Annotated in this window: 19 protein-coding genes; 8 read left to right on the forward strand and 11 right to left on the reverse strand. The window is 63.4% G+C overall.

All coding sequences use genetic code 11. The features are described 5' to 3' along the window. The first annotated feature begins 66 nt into the window (after positions 1-66). The 4 genes from ACFY9W_RS14565 to ACFY9W_RS14580 all read left to right on the forward strand — a co-directional run bounded on the left by ACFY9W_RS14565 (position 67) and on the right by ACFY9W_RS14580 (position 2,406). Positions 67-234, forward strand: a complete 168-nt coding sequence (locus ACFY9W_RS14565; RefSeq protein ID WP_003253349.1) for a rubredoxin — start codon at positions 67-69, stop codon at positions 232-234. A gap of 16 nt (positions 235-250) precedes the next feature. After that, complete coding sequence (locus tag ACFY9W_RS14570) at positions 251-1,399, forward strand: FAD-dependent oxidoreductase (protein ID WP_391131363.1); 1,149 nt, start codon at positions 251-253, stop codon at positions 1,397-1,399. Between the two features lie 187 nt (positions 1,400-1,586). Beyond that, positions 1,587-1,886: an HU family DNA-binding protein gene (locus tag ACFY9W_RS14575; RefSeq protein ID WP_003253355.1), complete on the forward strand. Its 300-nt coding sequence runs from the start codon at positions 1,587-1,589 to the stop codon at positions 1,884-1,886. A gap of 148 nt (positions 1,887-2,034) precedes the next feature. After that, entirely contained in the window at positions 2,035-2,406 is a 372-nt protein-coding gene (locus ACFY9W_RS14580; protein WP_391131365.1) for a helicase, read from the forward strand. Between the two features lie 135 nt (positions 2,407-2,541). Here the strand turns inward: ACFY9W_RS14580 and ACFY9W_RS14585 are convergent, their stop codons facing one another. From ACFY9W_RS14585 to exbB, 6 genes are all read right to left on the reverse strand, one after another. Further along, positions 2,542-3,945 (reverse strand): HDOD domain-containing protein, encoded by a 1,404-nt coding sequence (locus tag ACFY9W_RS14585; RefSeq protein WP_391131367.1) that lies wholly within the window; start codon positions 3,943-3,945, stop codon positions 2,542-2,544. Positions 3,946-4,023: 78 nt separating this feature from the next. Next, positions 4,024-6,102: an ATP-dependent DNA helicase RecG gene (gene recG, locus ACFY9W_RS14590; RefSeq protein ID WP_391131369.1), complete on the reverse strand. Its 2,079-nt coding sequence runs from the start codon at positions 6,100-6,102 to the stop codon at positions 4,024-4,026. 3 nt (positions 6,103-6,105) lie between these two features. Then, the gene (locus ACFY9W_RS14595; protein ID WP_286111794.1) at positions 6,106-7,032 is read right to left on the reverse strand and encodes a hydrogen peroxide-inducible genes activator; all 927 of its coding nucleotides are present in this window, start codon (positions 7,030-7,032) and stop codon (positions 6,106-6,108) included. 94 nt (positions 7,033-7,126) lie between these two features. Beyond that, positions 7,127-7,858 (reverse strand): TonB family protein, encoded by a 732-nt coding sequence (locus tag ACFY9W_RS14600; RefSeq protein ID WP_391131372.1) that lies wholly within the window; start codon positions 7,856-7,858, stop codon positions 7,127-7,129. Further along, positions 7,855-8,283 carry a TonB system transport protein ExbD gene (gene exbD, locus ACFY9W_RS14605; protein WP_003253367.1) on the reverse strand — a complete coding sequence of 143 codons (429 nt, stop codon included), beginning with the start codon at positions 8,281-8,283 and terminating at the stop codon, positions 7,855-7,857. Before exbD ends, ACFY9W_RS14600 begins: the two co-directional genes overlap by 4 nt. Before the next feature lie 3 nt (positions 8,284-8,286). Then, positions 8,287-9,276: a tonB-system energizer ExbB gene (exbB, locus tag ACFY9W_RS14610; RefSeq protein ID WP_391131375.1), complete on the reverse strand. Its 990-nt coding sequence runs from the start codon at positions 9,274-9,276 to the stop codon at positions 8,287-8,289. Between the two features lie 190 nt (positions 9,277-9,466). Between exbB and ACFY9W_RS14615 the strand changes: the two genes are divergently transcribed. Beyond that, entirely contained in the window at positions 9,467-10,324 is an 858-nt protein-coding gene (locus ACFY9W_RS14615; protein WP_391131377.1) for an NAD-dependent epimerase/dehydratase family protein, read from the forward strand. A 124-nt stretch (positions 10,325-10,448) separates the two neighbouring features. Here the strand turns inward: ACFY9W_RS14615 and ACFY9W_RS14620 are convergent, their stop codons facing one another. The 5 genes from ACFY9W_RS14620 to ACFY9W_RS14640 all read right to left on the reverse strand — a co-directional run bounded on the left by ACFY9W_RS14620 (position 10,449) and on the right by ACFY9W_RS14640 (position 15,149). Beyond that, positions 10,449-11,180, reverse strand: coding sequence for a hypothetical protein (locus tag ACFY9W_RS14620; protein ID WP_391131379.1), 732 nt, complete (start codon positions 11,178-11,180; stop codon positions 10,449-10,451). 55 nt (positions 11,181-11,235) lie between these two features. Then, complete coding sequence (locus ACFY9W_RS14625) at positions 11,236-11,616, reverse strand: RidA family protein (RefSeq protein ID WP_009684531.1); 381 nt, start codon at positions 11,614-11,616, stop codon at positions 11,236-11,238. 23 nt (positions 11,617-11,639) lie between these two features. After that, complete coding sequence (spoT, locus tag ACFY9W_RS14630; protein ID WP_391131381.1) at positions 11,640-13,748, reverse strand: bifunctional GTP diphosphokinase/guanosine-3',5'-bis pyrophosphate 3'-pyrophosphohydrolase; 2,109 nt, start codon at positions 13,746-13,748, stop codon at positions 11,640-11,642. A 59-nt stretch (positions 13,749-13,807) separates the two neighbouring features. After that, positions 13,808-14,071 (reverse strand): DNA-directed RNA polymerase subunit omega, encoded by a 264-nt coding sequence (gene rpoZ, locus ACFY9W_RS14635; protein WP_012312123.1) that lies wholly within the window; start codon positions 14,069-14,071, stop codon positions 13,808-13,810. Between the two features lie 205 nt (positions 14,072-14,276). Next, entirely contained in the window at positions 14,277-15,149 is an 873-nt protein-coding gene (locus tag ACFY9W_RS14640) for a LysR substrate-binding domain-containing protein (RefSeq protein ID WP_391131384.1), read from the reverse strand. Positions 15,150-15,355: 206 nt separating this feature from the next. Here ACFY9W_RS14640 and ACFY9W_RS14645 point away from each other — a divergent pair, with 206 nt between their 5' ends. From ACFY9W_RS14645 to ACFY9W_RS14655, 3 genes are all read left to right on the forward strand, one after another. Next, positions 15,356-16,738 (forward strand): glutamine synthetase family protein, encoded by a 1,383-nt coding sequence (locus tag ACFY9W_RS14645; protein ID WP_391131386.1) that lies wholly within the window; start codon positions 15,356-15,358, stop codon positions 16,736-16,738. 4 nt (positions 16,739-16,742) lie between these two features. Then, positions 16,743-17,516, forward strand: a complete 774-nt coding sequence (locus ACFY9W_RS14650) for a gamma-glutamyl-gamma-aminobutyrate hydrolase family protein (RefSeq protein ID WP_391131388.1) — start codon at positions 16,743-16,745, stop codon at positions 17,514-17,516. Positions 17,517-17,629: 113 nt separating this feature from the next. Then, positions 17,630-19,171, forward strand: a complete 1,542-nt coding sequence (locus ACFY9W_RS14655) for an amino acid permease (RefSeq protein WP_391131390.1) — start codon at positions 17,630-17,632, stop codon at positions 19,169-19,171. Positions 19,172-19,175: the final 4 nt, after the last annotated feature.

Here is a 19,175-nt window from a genome sequence, read left to right on the forward strand (position 1 = left end):
GCGAGCCCGCGAAGAGGCCCTCAGCAGCTACACAAAGCCCCAGCCTGACCCGAGGAAAAAGACCTGATGAAAAAGTGGCAGTGTATTGTCTGCGGCCTGATCTACGACGAAGCAGAAGGCTGGCCAGACGACGGCATCGCCCCCGGCACGCGTTGGGAAGACGTGCCTGAAGACTGGCTGTGCCCCGACTGCGGTGTCGGCAAAAGCGATTTTGAAATGATCTCCATCGGCTAATCGAGGAAAGCACGACATGACGTCCCCCGTGGTAATCATCGGTACCGGCCTTGCGGGCTACAACCTGGCCCGTGAATTTCGCAAACTCGATGCGCAGACGCCGCTGCTGCTGATCACTGCCGACGACGGTCGTTCCTATTCCAAGCCCATGCTCTCCATGGGCTTTGCCAAGCAGAAAGGCGCCGATGGCCTGGTCATGGCCGAACCCGGCGCAATGGCCGTGCAGTTGAACGCCGAGATCCGCACCCACACCCGCATCAGCGGCATCGACCCGGGCCACAAACGCCTGTGGATCGGCGAAGAGGCCGTTGAATACCGCGACCTGGTGCTGGCCTGGGGCGCCCAGACCGTGCAGGTGCCGATTGAAGGCGATGCAGGTGAGTGGGTATTCCCGATCAACGATCTGGAAGACTATGCCCGCTTCCGGGCCGCCGCCGCTGGCAAACAGCGCGTGCTGATTCTTGGTGCGGGCCTTATCGGTTGCGAATTTGCCAACGACATGAGCGTGGGTGGCTTCCAGGTGGACGTGGTCGCGCCGTGCGAACAGGTGATGCCAACCCTGCTGCACCCAGCCGCTGCGGCGGCCGTGCAAGCCGGGCTGGAAGGCCTGGGCGTGCGTTTCCACCTGGGCCCGGTGCTGAACCGTGTGCAACAGGTAGTCAACGGCCTGGAGGCACACCTGTCCGATGGCAGCGTCATCGCCTGCGACCTGGTGGTTTCGGCCATCGGTCTGCGCCCTCGCATCAATCTGGCTGCCGCAGCCGGCTTGCAGACCAACCGTGGCGTCAGCGTAGACCGCGAGCTGCGTACGTCCCACGCCAACATCTTCGCCCTCGGCGACTGTGCCGAAGTCGATGGCATCAACCTGCTCTACGTGATGCCGCTGATGAGCTGTGCCCGGGCGCTGGCGCAAACCTTGGCCGGCAAGCCGACCGCGGTCGCCTACGGGCCAATGCCGATCACTGTAAAAACACCGGCCTGCCCGTTGGTGGTCTCGCCGCCACCCTTGGGCCAGGACGGTCATTGGCAGGTGGAGGGGCAGGGCAGTGACCTCAAAGTGCTCTGCCATGGCGCTGACGGCCAGTTGCTGGGCTACGCCCTGACCGGGGCCGCCGTCATGGAGAAGCTGGCGCTGAATCGCCAGTTACCGGCGGTAATGGCTTAAATAGAGGGCGTTCTGTCGGATTTATCCTGTTGTTGCCCGCACAATGGCCGCCCAGATACTGGCGCGGCCCCGGAGCTCGTGCCATTCTCACTTCCGTCTGCCGCAGATTAGAGCCTGCGGTGCCTTGAGCGCTGCTCCCAAAGGCAGCACGGCATAACAACAAGAATTCCGTCAAAGAGGCTTCACTATGCGCAAACCAGAACTCGCCGCCGTCATCGCCGATAAGGCCGATCTGACCAAGGAAAAGGCCAATCAGGTTTTGAACGCGATTCTCGACAGCATCACCGGCGCCCTGGACAAGGACACCGTGACCCTGGTCGGTTTCGGCACCTTCGAAAAGCGTCATCGCGGCGCGCGTACCGGCAAGAACCCGCAAACCGGTGAGCCGGTCAAGATCAAAGCCAGCAATACCGTGGCGTTCAAGCCAGGCAAGAACCTGCGCGACAGCGTCAACGCCCCGGCCAAGCCAGCCAAGAAAGGCAAGTGATCGCCTTCTGACAACCCCAGTGTCAGCCAAGCGGGCGCCCCAGGGCGCCCGTTGTGCTTTGTGCAGGCAAAATGTTTCGAACTTGCATAAATCGTCCTGGAAAAGTATAGACTGCGCGACTTAGTCACTTTTTATTCGAGGCGCGTTGATGAAGTTCCGCTTTCTTCTCTGGGCCATGGGGCTGTTGATGGCCAGGGCCAGCCGTAACAATCCGGCGTTCCAGCAACAGCTCAAGGGCAAGGACCTGGTGTTCCAGATGCAGACCCTGGACGGCAATGTCGCCCGGCACTTCATCGTCAATAACGAGCGCATCAGCAGCAAGGGCGGCGCGCACCCACAGCCGGCCTTCGCCATTGCCTTCAAGGACGCAGCCTATGGCTTCGCCACGATGCAGGCGGGCAACAAGCAGTTGGCGTTCATGCAGGGCATTCAGGACAAGAACATCCAGATCAAGGGCAATCCGGCGCTGGTGATGTGGTTCCAGGGGTTGATGAAGTACCTGAAGCCGAAGAAGAAGTAGGGCTGAAAACCAGCAAAGGTGCTGGTGCTTAACCTGTGGGAGCGGGCGAGCCCGCGAATCAAGCGACGCGGTGCTTGGCACCGGCTGCGCCGGTGTTCGCGGGCTTGCCCGCTCCCACAGGTTATGCGTTGATGCTTAATGCGGTGCGTGGAACTGCGAAGCCAGTTCACGCAACAGGTTCTCGGCCTCGAGTACCTTGTTCACCACATCCTCCGCCTTGTCCCGGGTAATCCCCAGGCGCTCCAGCAGCTCGTCAGGAATCTCCTCCTGCGGCCCCGAACCAATCCCCCGCGAACGCAGCAAACGGGTGGCCAGGCACACCAGGTTGGGGAACGCCGAATACTCGCCGTCGTAGGCCGGGTCGTGCTGGAAGCGCAGTGCGGTCGAGAGCTCTTCCGGCATGTCCCACAGCTTCATCAGCCAGGCGCCAATCTGTTCGCGGCTGATGCCCAGCAGGTGCTGTTCCACGTAGGTGTGGTTCAGGTGCGGGTTGACCTCCAGGTGGCGGCAAATCAGTGAGAAGTGTGGCGGGAACACGTGCGCCAGCAGCAGGTAGCCGAAGTTGTGCAGCAGTCCGGCCAGGTAGGTCAGGCCGGCCTCGGGGCGTTCTGCCCGAGGTATGGCGCGGGTCAGGCCTTCGATGATCGCTGCGGTGTAGATCGACTGCTGCCAGTATGGCGTGGCTTGTTGCGGGTGGTCTTTCGGCAGGCTCAACGTCTTGCCCAGCGCCAGGCCCAGGGCCAGGTTGATCACCAGGTCGAAGCCCAGCACGCGCACGATGGCATCCTCCACCGAGCGGATCTTGCCCGGCGAAGCGTAGTAGGGCGATGCCGCCCAGCTCACCACTTGTGCCGCCAGCGCCGGGTCGGTTTCGACCACGCCGGTGATGTCATCGATACTGGCGTTGGGGTCTACCCGCAGCTTGATGATCTTTTGCGCGGTGTCGGCCAGTGGAGGGATCTCGATGGTTTCTTCCAGGCGCTTCTGGATGCGCCGGGCCGTGAAGGCCTGCACGGCGGTGGTGATTTCCCGGGTATCGTCATCGGGGCGGTTGAGGTTGGGGCGGATTTCCCGGACCGGTTGGCCGAAACTGCCAGCGCTGGCTTTTTTCAGCATGCGCTTGAAGTCTTCCTGCTCGATTTCCAGCAACAGCCCGGCTTCGCCAGACTGGATATACAATTTTTCGGCAGCCAGCAGCTTGTCTTCGTAGAGGCAAGGTGAGCTGGTCAGTGCCGGAATACCCGGCAGGTTCTTCAGCTGGTGCTTGTCGAGCATCTGTTTCAAGCGCGCCAGTGGCACCGCCTTGAGCTTGCGGCCGGTCAGTTCTTCCAGCCGGTTGAGGTCCAGCATCTTGCTCTGCGGGAACAGCACCATCAATGCGCCGATCTCATCGTCAAGCAGGATTGCCTGCACCCGCGAGGCGGCCGGCAGCTCCGAGTGTTCGACCACCTCTCGGTAGGCGACGCCAACCTTATCCAGCAGCTGCCTGATAACAGAGGGGGCGTGTGGGGTTGCGGTGTCCAGGGCAACTTCAGTCATGGTCCGTATCCACTGATTCTTTTAAACGCGAAGTATAACCAGCCTGCGAGCAAATCTGGATCCATTCTGGGACTGGCGTCACACTTGCCCGTATTGTTGGCCATGACGCAGCCAGCGGTCGAGCAACGGGCTGACGTGCTCCGGCCAGCGCGCGATCAGGGCCTGGGCGGCGTCGCGCACGGCTGGCAGCAGGTCGGCGTCGCGCATCAGGTCGGCGACCTTGAACTGTAGCAGGCCGGTCTGCCGAGTCCCCAGCATCTCGCCCGGGCCGCGCAGCTCCAGGTCTTTTTCGGCGATGATGAAGCCGTCGTTGGTCTCGCGCATGATCCCCAGGCGCTCGCGGCCGATCTGCGACAGCGGCGGGTGGTACAGCAGCACGCAATGGCTGACGGCACTGCCCCGGCCAACCCGGCCTCGCAGCTGGTGCAACTGGGCCAGGCCCAGGCGTTCGGGGTTTTCGATGATCATCAGGCTGGCGTTGGGTACGTCCACGCCTACTTCGATGACAGTGGTCGCGACCAGCAGCTGCAATTCACCGGCTTTGAACTGCGCCATGATCTCGGCTTTTTCCGCAGGCTTCATGCGGCCGTGGATCAGGCCTACACGCAATTCGCCCAAGGCGCTGCCCAGCTCTTCGTACGTGCTTTCGGCCGCCTGGCAGGTCAGCTCTTCGGACTCTTCGATCAGGGTGCACACCCAGTAAGCCTGACGCCCCTCGGCGCAGGCAGCGCGAACCCGCTCGACCACTTCGAAGCGGCGGCTGTCAGCCACCAGCACGGTGTTGACCGGCGTGCGCCCGGGTGGCAGTTCATCGAGTACCGAGGTATCCAGGTCGGCGTAGGCGCTCATGGCCAGGGTGCGCGGAATAGGCGTGGCGGTCATGATCAGCTGGTGCGGGCACAGCTCGCCGGCCACGCCCTTCTTGCGCAGGGCCAGACGTTGCTGCACGCCAAAACGGTGCTGTTCGTCGATGATCGCCAGGGCCAGGTGCTTGAACTTCACCTCTTCCTGGAACAGCGCGTGGGTGCCGACCACCATTGGTGCGCCGTTGGCGATTTGCTCCAGGGAAGCGGCCCGTGCCTTGCCCTTGAGCTTGCCGGCCAGCCAGGCCACTTCGATGCCCAAGGGCTCGAGCCAGCGCTTGAAGGTGATGTAGTGCTGTTCGGCGAGGATCTCGGTGGGTGCCATCAGCGCCACCTGGTAGCCCGCTTCCAGGGCCTGCAACGCGGCCAGGGCGGCAACCACAGTCTTGCCGGCCCCCACATCACCCTGCACCAGGCGCAACATCGGCTCGTGCTGGCTGAGGTCGTAGGCAATTTCGTTGGCCACCCGCTGTTGCGCGCCGGTTGGCTGGAAGCCCAGGTTGGCCAGGTACTGTGCCTGCAGGCGCGTGGCCTTGGGTAGCACCGGCGCGCGCAGGCTGCGCAGGCTTTCGCGCAGGCGTTGCTGCGACAGCTGATGGGTCAGCAGCTCTTCGAAGGCCAGGCGGTGCTGGGCCCAGTGCTGGCCTTCGGCAAGCTCGTCGAGGTCGGCGTCGGCCGGCGGGTTGTGCAGGTAGCGGATGGCATCGTCCAGCGGCGCCAGCTGATAGTCCCGGGCCAGTTCGTCAGGCAGCCAGTCGGGCAGGCTGCGCGGGCCGAGCAGGCCCAGGCTCTGTTGGCACAACAGGCGCAGGCGTTGCTGGGTAAGGCCTTCGGTGGACGGGTAGATCGGCGTCAGGGTCTGCTCGACCGGCGGCGGTGGCTCGTCACCATTCAGCGCGCGGTATTCCGGGTGGTAGATTTCCAGGCCCGAGGCGCCGGGGCGGGCTTCGCCGTAGCAGCGCAGATGGGTGCCACGTTTAAGGCCTTCTTTCTGTGCGTTGCTGAAGTGATAGAAGCGCAGGCTCAGCACACCTGTGCCGTCACCCAGGCGTACCACCAGGCTGCGGCGCTTGCCCATGGTCACATCGGCACCGCTGACCACACCCTCGATCACGGCATCCTGGCCTGGGCGCAATTGGCCAATCGGCACCACGCGGGTGCGGTCCTGGTAGCGCAAGGGCAGGTGGAACAGCACGTCCTGCAGGTTCTCCAGGCCCACCTTGGCGAGCTTCTCCGCCATGGCTTCGCCAACGCCCTTGAGTACCGTGACCGGGACCTTCGACAGCTCACTCATGACTCAGGCCGGTTGTTCCGCAGGGGCTTTGGCGACCGAGCACAGGCGGATCGAGTCGGCGAGGATCTCGATGGCCTTCGGCCGCGGGAAGCTGGCCCGCCAGGCAATGGCCACGGTGCGGAACGGCGCTGGGGCGGTCAGCGGGCGAACCTCGATGATGCCAGGGGCGTAATGATGGCTGTGCACGGCAGACAGCGGCAGGATCGACACGCCAAGGCCGGAGGCCACCATATGGCGGATGGTTTCCAGCGAACTGGACTCTACCGTGGTGTGCCTGGAGCCTTCGCCACCCTTGTTCAGGGTCGGGCAAGCTTCCAGTACCTGGTCGCGGAAGCAGTGGCCTTCACCCAGCAACAGCAGGCTCTTGTCGTTGAGCATGGCGGTATCGATGGTCTTTTTCGCCGTCCACGGGTGGTCGGCCGGCATCAGGGCGCAGAACGGCTCATCGTACAGCGGCAGGGTCAGCACATCGGCTTCGTTGAACGGCAGGGCGATGATCACCGCGTCCAGCTCACCATTGCGCAATTTTTCGCGCAGTACGTGGGTGAAGTTTTCCTCGATGTACAGCGGCATCTGCGGCGCCACGCGGTGCAGTTGCGGGATCAGGTGCGGGAACAGGTACGGGCCGACGGTATAGATGGCGCCAACCTTGAGCGGGGCAGTGAGCTGGTTCTTGCCGGCCTGGGCCAGTTCGCGAATGCCTTGGGCCTGCTCCAGTACCTTCTGCGCCTGGGCGACGATGCTTTCGCCGACCGGGGTCAGGCGCACCGCGCTCTTGCTGCGTTCGAAGATCAGAACGCCAAGCTCATCCTCGAGCTTCTTCACACCGACCGACAGGGTCGGCTGGCTCACGTGGCAGCGTTCGGCGGCATGGCCGAAATGCTGTTCCTGGGCGAGTGTGACGATGTAGCGTAATTCTGTGAGGGTCATAACGTGCGTCCATGAAGTTGCGGGCCCAGCATAGCGGCTGCAATCGATAGACGCACGTTATCAGACTTGCCGATTTGTGACAGAAACAAAAGTCTCAGCGGCGGTCCAGCGAGTAGACGAACGGTGCCACGACTTCGATCGTGCCATTGTTCAGCAACTCAGGTGGCGGCTTGGGTACCGTGCCGGCCCGACGGATCATTTCCAGGGTCGCCCGGTCCAGTGCAGCACTGCCCGAACCACCGGCCATGGCGTACGACACCACCTTGCCTTCGGCGTCGACCACGAAGCGCAGGCGGTTGATGCCTTGCAGGCCGCGACGGCGCGCGTCTTCCGGGTAACGCTTGTACTTGGCCAGGTGGCGTAGCAGGTCGCTCTGCCAGGTTGGCAAGGCGTTGCTGTTGGACGCAATGCTCGGCGCCGGTGCCGCGGACTTCTGCGGTGGCGTGTTGCTGGGCGGTGCGTCTACCGTTTGTTCGGTTGGCGGTGCTTCCGTCGGCGGCTCAGGCTTTTTCTCCGGCTTTGGCGGCTGGGGTTTGGCCTTCGGCTTGGGCGGCTTGTGCACTGCGATCTTGGGCTTGGGCGCTTCCACCAGCTTTGGCAGCGGCAGTTCTTCGACCGGTGCCGGTGGCTGTGGAGCCGCTTTCGGTGGCGGTGGTGGCGCAGGCTCCGGCAACGGTGCCAGCTCGACCATCATCGCTGCCGGGGGCAGCTCGATGGCCTGGGGCACCGACCAGTTGAGCGTCAGCAGCACAGCGACCACGTGCACGCCCAGCACGATCAGCAGGCTGCCACCGTAGCGCGCCATGTTTGAGCGCGTTTTCGTCATTTCTTGGCTGCCGTCTCGAGACCTACCAGACCGACCTTGAGGTAGCCGGCCGCGCGCATGTTGTTCATCACTTCCATCAGGTCGCCATAATCCACGCCCTTGTCAGCCTGGAAGAAGATAGTGGTCTCCTTGTCACCCTTGGTCTTGGCGTCGAGCATCGGGCCAAGCTGGTCGGGCGCAGCAACCTGATCGTCGCCGACGTACAGCTTCTGGTCGGCCTTGACGCTGACGAACACCGGTTTCTCGGGCCTCGGTGCCGGTTTGGCAGTCGAGGCCGGCAGGTCGACCTTGATGTCGACCGTGGCCAAGGGGGCTGCCACCATGAAGATGATCAGCAGCACCAGCATTACGTCGATGAACGGCGTAACGTTGATTTCGTGGTTTTCGGCGAGGTCGTCGCCACCTTCGTTGAGATGCAGGCCCATGGCTTACCCCACTTTCACCATGTGCGGGGCGGCGCGATCGCTGCCCTGGTGGTCCAGGTCACGGCTGACCAGCAGCAGTACCTGAGCGGAGGCGTCGGACACCTGAGCCTTGTAGCCAGCGATGGAGCGGGCGAAGACGTTGTAGATGACGACAGCCGGGATTGCAGCGACCAGGCCCAGGGCGGTGGCCAGCAAGGCTTCGGCGATACCAGGGGCAACCACGGCCAGGTTGGTGGTCTGGGTCTTGGCGATGCCGATGAAGCTGTTCATGATGCCCCATACGGTACCGAACAGGCCGACGAATGGCGCAGTGGAACCGATGGTTGCGAGTACGCCGGTGCCGTTGCTCATGGTGCGACCGCTGGCGTGCACCAGGCGCTCCAGGCGGAAGCTGACGCGTTCCTTGATGCCTTCTTTTTCGCGGGCGTTGGCCGACAGGCGCATTTCTTCGAGGGCGTCGTGGACCAGGGTGTGGGCCAGGGTGCCTTCTTTGTTGGAAACTTCGCTGGCTTCTTTCAGGCTGGCGGATTTCTTCAGCTGGGCGATTTCACCACGCAGGCGACGCTTGGCGCCCATCAGCTCGAAGCCTTTGGCAATCCAGATGGTCCAGGTGATGATGGAGGCAATCGCCAGGCCGATCATGACGATCTTCACCACGATGTCGGCGTTCTTGTACATGCCCCATGGGGACAGGTCGTGGGCCATGCCCAGCGAGGTGTCTTCAACCAGTGCGTCGGTGGCGGGATCAACCACTACCTGCGAATCTGCCGGGGCGGCAGCCTGTGCTTCGCCAGCAGGTGCCTGGCCTTCCACGGCCGGTGCCGCTGGGGTAGCCGGAGCAGCCGGTGCGGTAGCAGCGGCTGGCGCGGCCGCCGGGGTGGTTGGCTCATCGGCCATGGCCACCGGGGCCAGCACCAGGCTGAGTGTCAGCGCGGCGATGGCGCGCCAGGCGCGCGACGGGGTTGGCGAAGCGGAAGGTTGAGTACGTGTCATGCTGGCCGGACCTGATGAAGAAAAAAGTGAACGTTCTCCAAGGCCTCGAAGTAGGCCGAGAACAAATTGGCCGCCATTATTGCAAGTAATTCTTGTTAACAAAAGTAATCTTGTTGCTTTTTTCGCCTATGGTCTAGCCATCCATCGTGTAGCGTGGCCGGGCTGATCAATTGGTCTAGGGAGTTTAGCGATGTCAGACCTTTCCGTGATGGTGGTGGGATGTGGTGATGTAGGTGGGCGCTTTGCCACGCAGATGCTGGCCAAAGGCTGGCAGGTAAGCGGCCTGCGCCGCTCGGTCGGGCAACTGCCTGCAGGCGTTACGCCGATTGCCGCCGATTTGGCCGAGCCGTCTATTCCGCCCGCCTGGCCACAGGGGCCGCTGGACTACCTGGTGTACTGCGTGGCGGCCAGCCAGCACGACGAGGCGGGCTACCAGGCCGCCTATGTCGAAGGCCTGCGCCATGTGCTGGCCTGGCTCGCCGAGCGTGGCCAGCGCCCCCGTCGCCTGTTGTTCGTTTCCAGCAGCAGCGTGTATGCCCAAAAAGACGGTGAATGGATCGAAGAGGGTGCAGCCACCGAGCCCGAGGGCTATTCCGGGCGGGTGATGCTGGAGGCTGAACAGCTGGCGCTGGGCAGCGGCATCCCGGCAAGCGTGGTGCGCCTGACCGGTATCTATGGCCCTGGTCGTGAATGGCTGCTGAGCCAGGTGCGCCAAGGTTACCGCGTGGCCGAGGAGCCGCCGCTGTACGGCAACCGCATTCATGCCGAGGATGCCGCCAGCCTGCTGGCGCACCTGCTGCAGGCCGATGCCGATGGCAAGGTGCTGGACGACTACTACATTGGCGTTGATGACGACCCGGCGCCGCTGGCCGACGTGGTGGCCTGGCTGCGGGCGTACATGGGGGTTACCGAGTGGTCCGATGAGCAGCGGGTGCGGCGTACGGGCAGCAAACGCTGCAGCAATGCCCGGGCGCGGGCGTTGGGGTGGGTGCCGGAGTATCCGAGTTACAAGGAAGGGTATGCCGCCATCCTGGAAGGGAAAGGCTGATCCCCAGGGGTGATGTGAATCTCTGTGGGAGCGGGCAAGCCCGCGAAGAATGCAACGCGGTATATGGCACCGGCTTCGCCGGTGTTCGCGGGCAAGCCCGCTCCCACAGGGACCGCGTTCGGATTTAGTCTTGCTCCAGCACCCACTGCCGCTTGCCCGCCGCCAGCTCCGGCATTTCATCCGGCTGCGCACGGTTCACCGCCTGGAAAATCTCCAGTTTGTCGCCGTCGCGCTTGATGATGAATGGTGCACCACGCTGGTTTCGCTCCAGCCACAGGCTGTCATTGCTGCCGCCCATGGTCGCGCAGTCGCCTGCCAGGCACAGGGCGAAGCGGTCCGGGCCGGGCAGGCCGGTGACGTTGCCGGTGTCGCTGAAGCGCACGCTGGCACCTTTGCCTTGGCCTTCGGTGATCTTCCAGTTGCCACCCAGGTAGGCCTGGTACAACGCCTTCTCGAAGTTGCTACCCAGCGGGGCGTTGCCAGCCGCAGGCGTCTTGGCGCGTACGAAGGCCTGCTTGGCACCACGTTGATCGACGGTTAGCAGCTCGTCGCCATCAAGCGACAGCTGTTCGGTCTGGCCACCGTCGAAGCTGGCCTGCCATTGCTTTTCGTTGGCGCTCAGCTGGCCGTCAGCGGCCTCGAAGCCATTGCTGTAGCTGGCCTGCTGGCTGGCGACGTCGAGCTTCCACTCGAACACCGGGCCATGCTCATTCAGCGCCTGGCGCAAGCTGCCGCCTTTGACGGCGGCAGTGATGGCGTCCTGGTTGATCCAGGTGCCGTTGAAATCTTCAGGTTTGTGGCTGGCGCAGCCGCCCAGTAGCAGGGCTGCCAGCACGAGGGGCAATGCTTGACGCATGACGGGATAACCTTGCAGAGGAGGGGTGACGGGCAGGGCGCCCGTCACCGGGGCATCATTCGATGACCAGGATGGCGTCCATTTCGACCTGGGCGCCTTTCGGCAGCGCGGCAACCCCGATGGCGGCGCGGGCCGGGTATGGCTGCTCGAAGTAGCGGCCCATGACCTCGTTGACCTTGGCGAAGTGGCTCAGGTCGGTGAGGAAGATGTTCAGCTTGACGATGTCCTTGAACGAACCACCAGCGGCTTCAGCCACGGCCTTGAGGTTTTCGAACACCTGCACGGTCTGGGCTTCGAAGCCTTCGACCAGTTCCATGGTTTTTGGGTCCAGTGGGATCTGACCCGACATGTACACGGTGTTGCCGGCCTTGATCGCCTGCGAGTAGGTGCCGATGGCGGCAGGGGCCTTGTCGCTGTTGATGACGGTCTTGCTCATGATGACTCCTTGCGGTTGGCGGACTACGTACGCATGCGGGTGATGCGGACCACACCGGTCAGGGTACGCAGCTTCTTGATCACACGCGCCAGGTGCACGCGGTCGTGCACGCTGACCACCAGTTGGACCACGCTGATACGGCCGTCGCGTTCGTCCATGCTGATCTTCTCGATGTTGCCGTCGGCGGCGTTGACGCTGCTGGCCAGCAGCGCGATCAGGCCGCGCTGGTGCTCCAGTTCGACACGCAGTTCGACATTGAACTCGCCCGTGATGTCCTTGGCCCAGGAAAGCTGCACGCACTTCTCCGGGTTGTGGCGGATTTCACTGATGTTGCGGCAGTTCTCAAGGTGCACGACCATGCCTTTGCCAGCCGACAGGTGGCCGACGATCGGGTCACCCGGAATCGGCGTACAGCACTTGGCGTAGCTCAGCACCAGGCCTTCGGTACCACGGATCGCCAGCGGGCCTTCCGGCGCGGGCAACTGCTCGCCGTCGGCCGACAGCAGGCGGCGTGCGACCACGTAGGCCATGCGGTTGCCCAGGCCGATGTCTTCGAGCAGGTCTTCGATCAGTTCCTGGCGGTACTCGGCAAGAATCGCCTGGATACGTTCCTGCGGGATTTTCTCCAGGCTGCTGTCGAAACCGGTGAGCACCTTGTTCAGCAGGCGTTCACCCAGGCTGATGGACTCGGAGCGACGCTGCTGCTTGAGTGCGTGGCGGATGTGCGTGCGTGCCTTGCCGGTCACCACGAAGTTCAGCCAGGCCGGGTTTGGCCGTGCGCCCGGGGCGCTGACGATTTCCACCGTCGAGCCGCTTTGCAGCGGTTCCGACAGCGGTGCCAGGCGGCGGTTGATGCGGCAGGCGATGCAGCTATTGCCCACGTCGGTGTGCACCGCATAGGCAAAATCGACGGCCGTGGAGCCTTTGGGCAGCTCCATGATGCGGCCCTTGGGCGTGAACACGTAGACCTCGTCCGGGAACAGGTCGATTTTCACGCTTTCGATGAATTCCAGCGAGTTGCCGGCACGTTGCTGCAGTTCAAGGATGCCCTTGACCCACTGGCGTGCGCGGGCGTGGCTGCCCTTGGGCTGCTCGTCATCATTGGACTTGTACAGCCAGTGCGCGGCGATGCCGTTGTTGGCCATCTCTTCCATCTCGCGGGTGCGGATCTGGATTTCGATGGGCACGCCGTGCATGCCGAACAGCGTGGTGTGCAACGACTGGTAGCCGTTGGCCTTGGGGATCGCGATGTAGTCCTTGAAGCGACCAGGCAGCGGCTTGTACAGGTTGTGCACGGCGCCGAGCACGCGGTAGCAGGTGTCGACCTTGTCGACGATGATGCGGAAGGCGTACACGTCCATGATCTCGTTGAAGGCACGGCGCTTGCCGCGCATCTTCTTGTAGATGCCATAGAGGTGTTTCTGTCGGCCGCTGACCTCGCCCTGGATACCGTCGACGGCCAGGCAGTTGGCCAGCGACTGCTCGATCTTGGCGACGATTTCCTTGCGGTTGCCGCGTGCGCTTTTCACCGCCCGGTGAATCAGCGACGAGCGCATCGGGTGCATGGCCTTGAAGCCGAGGTCCTCGAACTCCACGCGCACGGTGTGCATGCCCAAGCGGTTGGCGATGGGCGCGTAGATTTCCAGGGTTTCCTTGGCGATGCGCCGGCGTTTTTCGCCAGACAGCACTTCCAGGGTACGCATGTTGTGCAGGCGGTCGGCCAGCTTGACCAGGATCACGCGGATGTCGCGGGCCATGGCCATGGCCATTTTCTGGAAGTTTTCGGCTTGCGCCTCGGCCTTGGTCTCGAAGTTCATCTGGGTCAGCTTGCTGACCCCATCGACCAGTTCGGCCACGGTCTCGCCAAATTGCTGGCTGAGGGCTTCCTTGGCGATGCCGGTGTCTTCGATCACGTCGTGCAGCATGGCCGCCATCAGGCTCTGATGGTCCATGTGCATGTCGGCGAGGATGCTGGCCACGGCCAGCGGATGGGTCACGTAGGGCTCGCCGCTGCGGCGGCGCTGCCCGTCGTGGGCCTGTTCGGCGTAGAAATAGGCGCGCCGGACCAGGTTGACCTGTTCGGGGCCAAGGTAGGTCGACAGCCGTTCGGCCAAGGCTTCTATACCCGGCATGGGTTCACCTCCTGCGGAGGAAGAGGGCCTTGCGCCGTGCGACGTCGACCTGGCATCAATCAGACAGCCTCGTTGGACTCGTCCTCGAACGCGGCGAAGACCGGATCCTCGGTGACGATCTCTTCAGCGGCGATGAACTCGTTGGTGACGATGCCTTCGGCGATTTCACGCAGGGCAACAACGGTTGGCTTGTCGTTTTCCCACGCTACGCGTGGCTCTTTGCCGCCGGTCGCCAGCTGGCGAGCGCGCTTGGTCGAGAGCATGACCAGCTCAAAGCGGTTATCCACGTGTTCCAGGCAGTCTTCAACAGTTACGCGGGCCATGGTCTTCCTCAGTAGCAAATGCGGTGGGCGTGCAGCCCAGTAATGGGCAGGCGGACTCGATAGTTTAAAAAATCACCAGCCAATAGGGAAGCGCTGTTTTGTCGGCCTGCTGTATACCTAGGCCTGTCGCCGCACCACGTGGGAGCGGCTTTAGCCGCGAAAGGGCCGGAACAGACACCCTCACTGCATGAACCTGACGATAACCTCAGAGCATCGCGCCGCGCAACCGCGGGGTCAGCTCTTCGAACAATGTCTGCACCGAGCGCAGCGCCCGGCAATCCGGCCGGGTCAGCAGCCACAGCTGGGTGTCGCAGCCGGCCAGCGGCCCGCTCAGCGCATCCACACCGGGCAGCGCATGCACCATGTAGTCCGGCAGCGCCGCCACGCCCAGCCCGGCAGTCACCAGCTGGGCGATGGTCGACATGCTGCTGCACTGGTACCGAGGGCTCAGTCCAGGGTACTGCTGGTTGCGCCAGACCACCGTGGGGTGGTCCTGCATCGAGTCGTCGGGGGCGATCCACGGTGTGCTGACGGGCGACTCGGCCAGGCGATCGCGCCACTGTGGCTGGCCACACACCACGTAGGAGGTAGACCCCAGGTTGCGGCCCACCAGGTGTTCCGGTGGCGTGTTGGTCAGGCGCAGGGCAATGTCGGCGTCGCGTCGGCTGAGGTTGGCGAAGGTGTTGGAGGTGCCCATCTCCAGCGACAGGGCCGGGTAGTTGGGCATGAACTCGGCCAGCGCTGGCAGCAGCAGGCTGTGCATCACCGCCTCGGTGCAGGTCAGCCGCACAGTGCCGCTTACCACCTGCTCGCCGCTGGTCATGGCGATGCGCGCCGCCTCCAGCGCCTGCTCGGCGCGCTCGGCCTGTTCGGCCAGGGCCTGGGCGGTGTCGGTCGGCAGGTAGCCCTTGCGGCTCTTGACGAACAAGGCCGTACCCAGCGCTGACTCGAGCCGGCGGATCGAGCGAAATACGGTCGAAACGTCGACTTTCAGAAGCTCGGCAGCCTTGGCCAGTGAACGGCCACGCTCCAGTGCCAGGACCAGGGAGAGGTCGGCGTGGGTAATCTGATATTGCATTGGTGCACGCTCTGCTTGCCGAATTGCCAATGTCTGTTGCGTCAGGGCCATTTTATAGTGAAACGGCCCCCCGGAATCAATGCGCCCGGTCGGGTAACCAATCCCCACGATGGGAAAGTGAAAAGAACAACAGCTGCAACCATCGTCGCCCGTGAGGCGCCAGCCGTATCCCCACATCGCCGCAGCAAATCAAAGGATGTACAGCCATGACGTCGGTAACCCCGTGCGCCAGTTCTTCCAGCGAGATGAATGACTTCCTCCAGGCCCATCCGGACACGCAGTACGTCGACCTGCTGATCTCCGACATGAACGGCGTGGTACGTGGCAAGCGCATCGAGCGGGCCAGCCTGCACAAGGTGTACGAGAAAGGCATCAACCTGCCGGCTTCGCTGTTCGCCCTGGACATCAACGGTTCCACTGTCGAAAGCACCGGCCTTGGCCTGGACATCGGCGATGCCGACCGCATCTGTTTCCCTATCCCTGGCACGCTGTCGGACGAGCCGTGGCAGAAACGCCCCACCGCCCAGCTGCTGATGACCATGCACGAGATCGAAGGCGCGCCGTTTTTCGCCGACCCTCGTGAAGTGCTGCGTCAGGTGGTGAGCAAGTTCGACGACCTGGGCCTGACCATCTGCGCTGCGTTCGAGCTGGAGTTCTACCTGATCGATCAGGACAACCTCAACGGCCGCCCGCAGCCACCGCGTTCGCCCATTTCCGGCAAGCGCCCGCAGTCGACCCAGGTGTACCTGATCGACGACCTCGACGAATACGCCGACTGCCTGCAAGACATGCTCGAAGCGGCCAAGGAGCAGGGCCTGCCTGCCGACGCCATCGTCAAGGAAAGCGCCCCGGCGCAGTTCGAAGTCAACCTGCACCACGTGGCAGACCCGCTGAAGGCCTGCGACTACGCGATCCTGCTCAAGCGGCTGATCAAGAACGTGGCCTACGACCATGAAATGGACACCACCTTCATGGCCAAGCCCTACCCGGGCCAGGCAGGCAACGGCCTGCACGTGCACATTTCGTTGCTGGACAAGAAAACCGGCAAGAACATTTTCGCCAGTGACGACCCGCTGCAAAGCGACACGCTGCGCCACGCCATCGGTGGCGTGCTCGAGACCATGCCGGCGTCGATGGCTTTCCTGTGCCCGAACATCAACTCCTATCGCCGCTTCGGCGCGCAGTTCTACGTGCCCAATGCACCGAGCTGGGGCCTGGACAACCGCACCGTTGCCGTGCGCGTGCCGACCGACAGCAGCGACAACGTGCGCCTGGAACACCGTGTGGCCGGCGCCGACGCCAACCCCTACCTGATGCTGGCGGCCATCCTGGCCGGCGTGCATCACGGCCTGACCAACAAGGTCGAGCCGGATGCGCCGATCGAAGGCAACTCCTACGAACAGCTGGAGCAAAGCCTGCCGAACAACCTGCGCGATGCCCTGCGCGCGCTGGATGACAGCGAAGTGCTCAACCAATACATCAGCCCGGACTACATCGATATCTTCGTGGCTTGCAAGGAAAGCGAACTGGCCGAGTTCGAAGTGTCGATCTCCGACCTTGAGTACAACTGGTACCTGCACACGGTGTAAGCCCATGAGCGCAACTGCGGTCCCCTTGATCGGTGTCAGCGCCTGCCGTCAGCAGGTTGGGAAGAACTCGTCGCACACGGTAGGCGACAAGTATGTCGAGGCGGCCGGCTTTGCCGGCTTGCCGCTGATCTTGCCGGCCCGTGACGGGGGCAGCGATACGCAAGCGCTGCTGGCCCGTCTGCACGGCATTGTTTTTACCGGCTCGCCTTCTAATATCGAACCGCATCATTACAATGGCGCCCCCAGTGCGGCCGGTACCCGGCATGACCTGGCGCGTGACCGGCTGACCCTGCCGCTGCTGCAGGCGGCCATTGCCGCCGGTGTGCCGGTGTTCTGCATCTGCCGTGGCTACCAGGAACTGAACGTGGCCCTTGGCGGCAGCCTGCATCAGCGTGTGCAGGAATTGCCCGGCTATCTCGACCACCGCGAACCTGAGGACGCACCCCTGGAGGTGCAATACGGCCCTCGTCACCCTGTCGGCATTGAGCCTGGTGGGTTGTTCGAGCGCCTGGGCCTGGCTGCGCAGTTCGAGGTCAACTCGCTGCACAGCCAGGGCATCGACCGCCTGGCCCCTGGCCTGCGCGTCGAGGCACGGGCCCCGGATGGCCTGATCGAAGCGGTGTCCATGCCCGCTGCGCCGGGCTTTGTGCTTGGTGTGCAGTGGCACCCGGAGTGGCGCTTTAGCGAAAACGCGGTCTCGCTGCGCCTGTTTCAGGCGTTTCGCGAGGCCTGCATTGCTTACGCAGCGCGGGAGGGCGCACGGCAGACGGCATTCTGACGTCAGCCGAAGGTCTTGGATGACGTGTTCCCGGCAGCAAGCTTTCAATGAGTGAAAGCAGGCCTTGTGCGCAAGGCCTGCGAAAACAATTCCAAAATTTACGGCAAATACTCATGAGCAATTACACAGAAGCCGGCCGCCCACCCGACGTGGTGGCCGACGCGGGTAACACCCAGAGCAGCAAGGGTCTGGCCAAAGGTCGGCTGGGCTTGCTGGCTACCGTGGTGTTGGGCATTTCCACCATCGCCCCGGTCTACACCCTCACTGGCGCCCTCGGCCCGACCGTGCGCGAGGTCGGTGCTCACTTGCCAGCCGTGTTCATCGTCGGCTTCCTGCCGATGTTGCTGGTGGCCCTGGGCTACCGCGAACTGAACTCGGCAGAGCCGGACAGCGGCACGTCGTTCACTTGGTCGGCGCGTGCCTTCGGCCCGATGATCGGCTGGATTGGCGGCTGGGGGTTGGTGGTGGCTACCACCATCGTGCTGTCGAACCTGGCGGGGGTGGCGGTCGACTTCTTCTACCTGTTCCTGGGCCAGATCACCGGCAAGCATGAGCTGGCGGCATTGGCCGACAACTTGCTGATCAACATCACCACCTGTTGCGTGTTCATAGGGCTGGCGGTGTGGATCTGCTGTCGCGGCATTGCCACCACCATGACCGTGCAGTACGGCCTGGTGGCCTTGCAGTTGGTGGTGTTGATCGGCTTTGCCGTCGCCGCATTCGGCGGCACCGCCGCGACGCCGCCACTGGAGTTCGATTTCGCCTGGTTCAACCCGTTCGGTGTCGAGTCGTTCTCGGCCTTTGCCGCCGGGCTGTCGCTGTCGATCTTCATCTTCTGGGGTTGGGACACCTGCCTGACCGTGAGCGAAGAGTCGGTGGGCAGCGAAGAGGTGCCTGGCAAGGCCGCCACCTGGACCGTGATGCTGATCCTCGGCCTGTACCTGTTCACCGCCATCGCCACCCTGCAGTTTGCCGGTATCAGCGAAACGGGCCTGGGCCTGAACAACCCGCGTATCCAGGAGAACGTCTTTGCCCACCTGGCCGGCCCGGTCATGGGGCCGTTGGCGATCCTGATGTCCATCGCGGTGCTGGCCAGCACGGCGGCATCGCTGCAGTCGACCTTCGTGGCGCCGGCGCGCACCCTGTTGGCCATGGGTTACTATGGCGCCGTACCGCAGAAGTTCGCCACTGTCTGCCCGCGTTCGCAAACCCCGCGTTATGCCACCATCTGTGCGGGTGTGGCTGCGGGCCTGTTCTACGTGACCATGCGTAGCCTGAGCGAGAACGTGCTGGCCGATACCATCACCGCGCTGGGCATGATGATCTGCTTCTACTATTCGCTGACTGCGTTTGCTTGCGTCTGGTACTTCCGCGGCAGCCTGTTCGACAGCCTGCGCCACTTCATCATGCGTGGCCTGTGCCCGCTGGTAGGGGGGGTGATCTTGTCGGTGATCTTCTTGCGCACCGCCATCGACAGCGCCTCGCCGGACTTCGGCAGTGGCTCGCATGTGGGCGGGCTGGGGCTGGTATTCGTGATTGCCGCGATCATCTCGGTGCTGGGCATCGGGCTGATGATGCTGTCGCGCATGCGCGCGCCGGCGTATTTCCTGGGGGCTACCCTGCGTCAGCAGGCTACCTTGCCTTTGCAGGAATAAAGCT

This window comes from Pseudomonas sp. NPDC008258 (assembly GCF_042956345.1).
Classification (GTDB): domain Bacteria; phylum Pseudomonadota; class Gammaproteobacteria; order Pseudomonadales; family Pseudomonadaceae; genus Aquipseudomonas.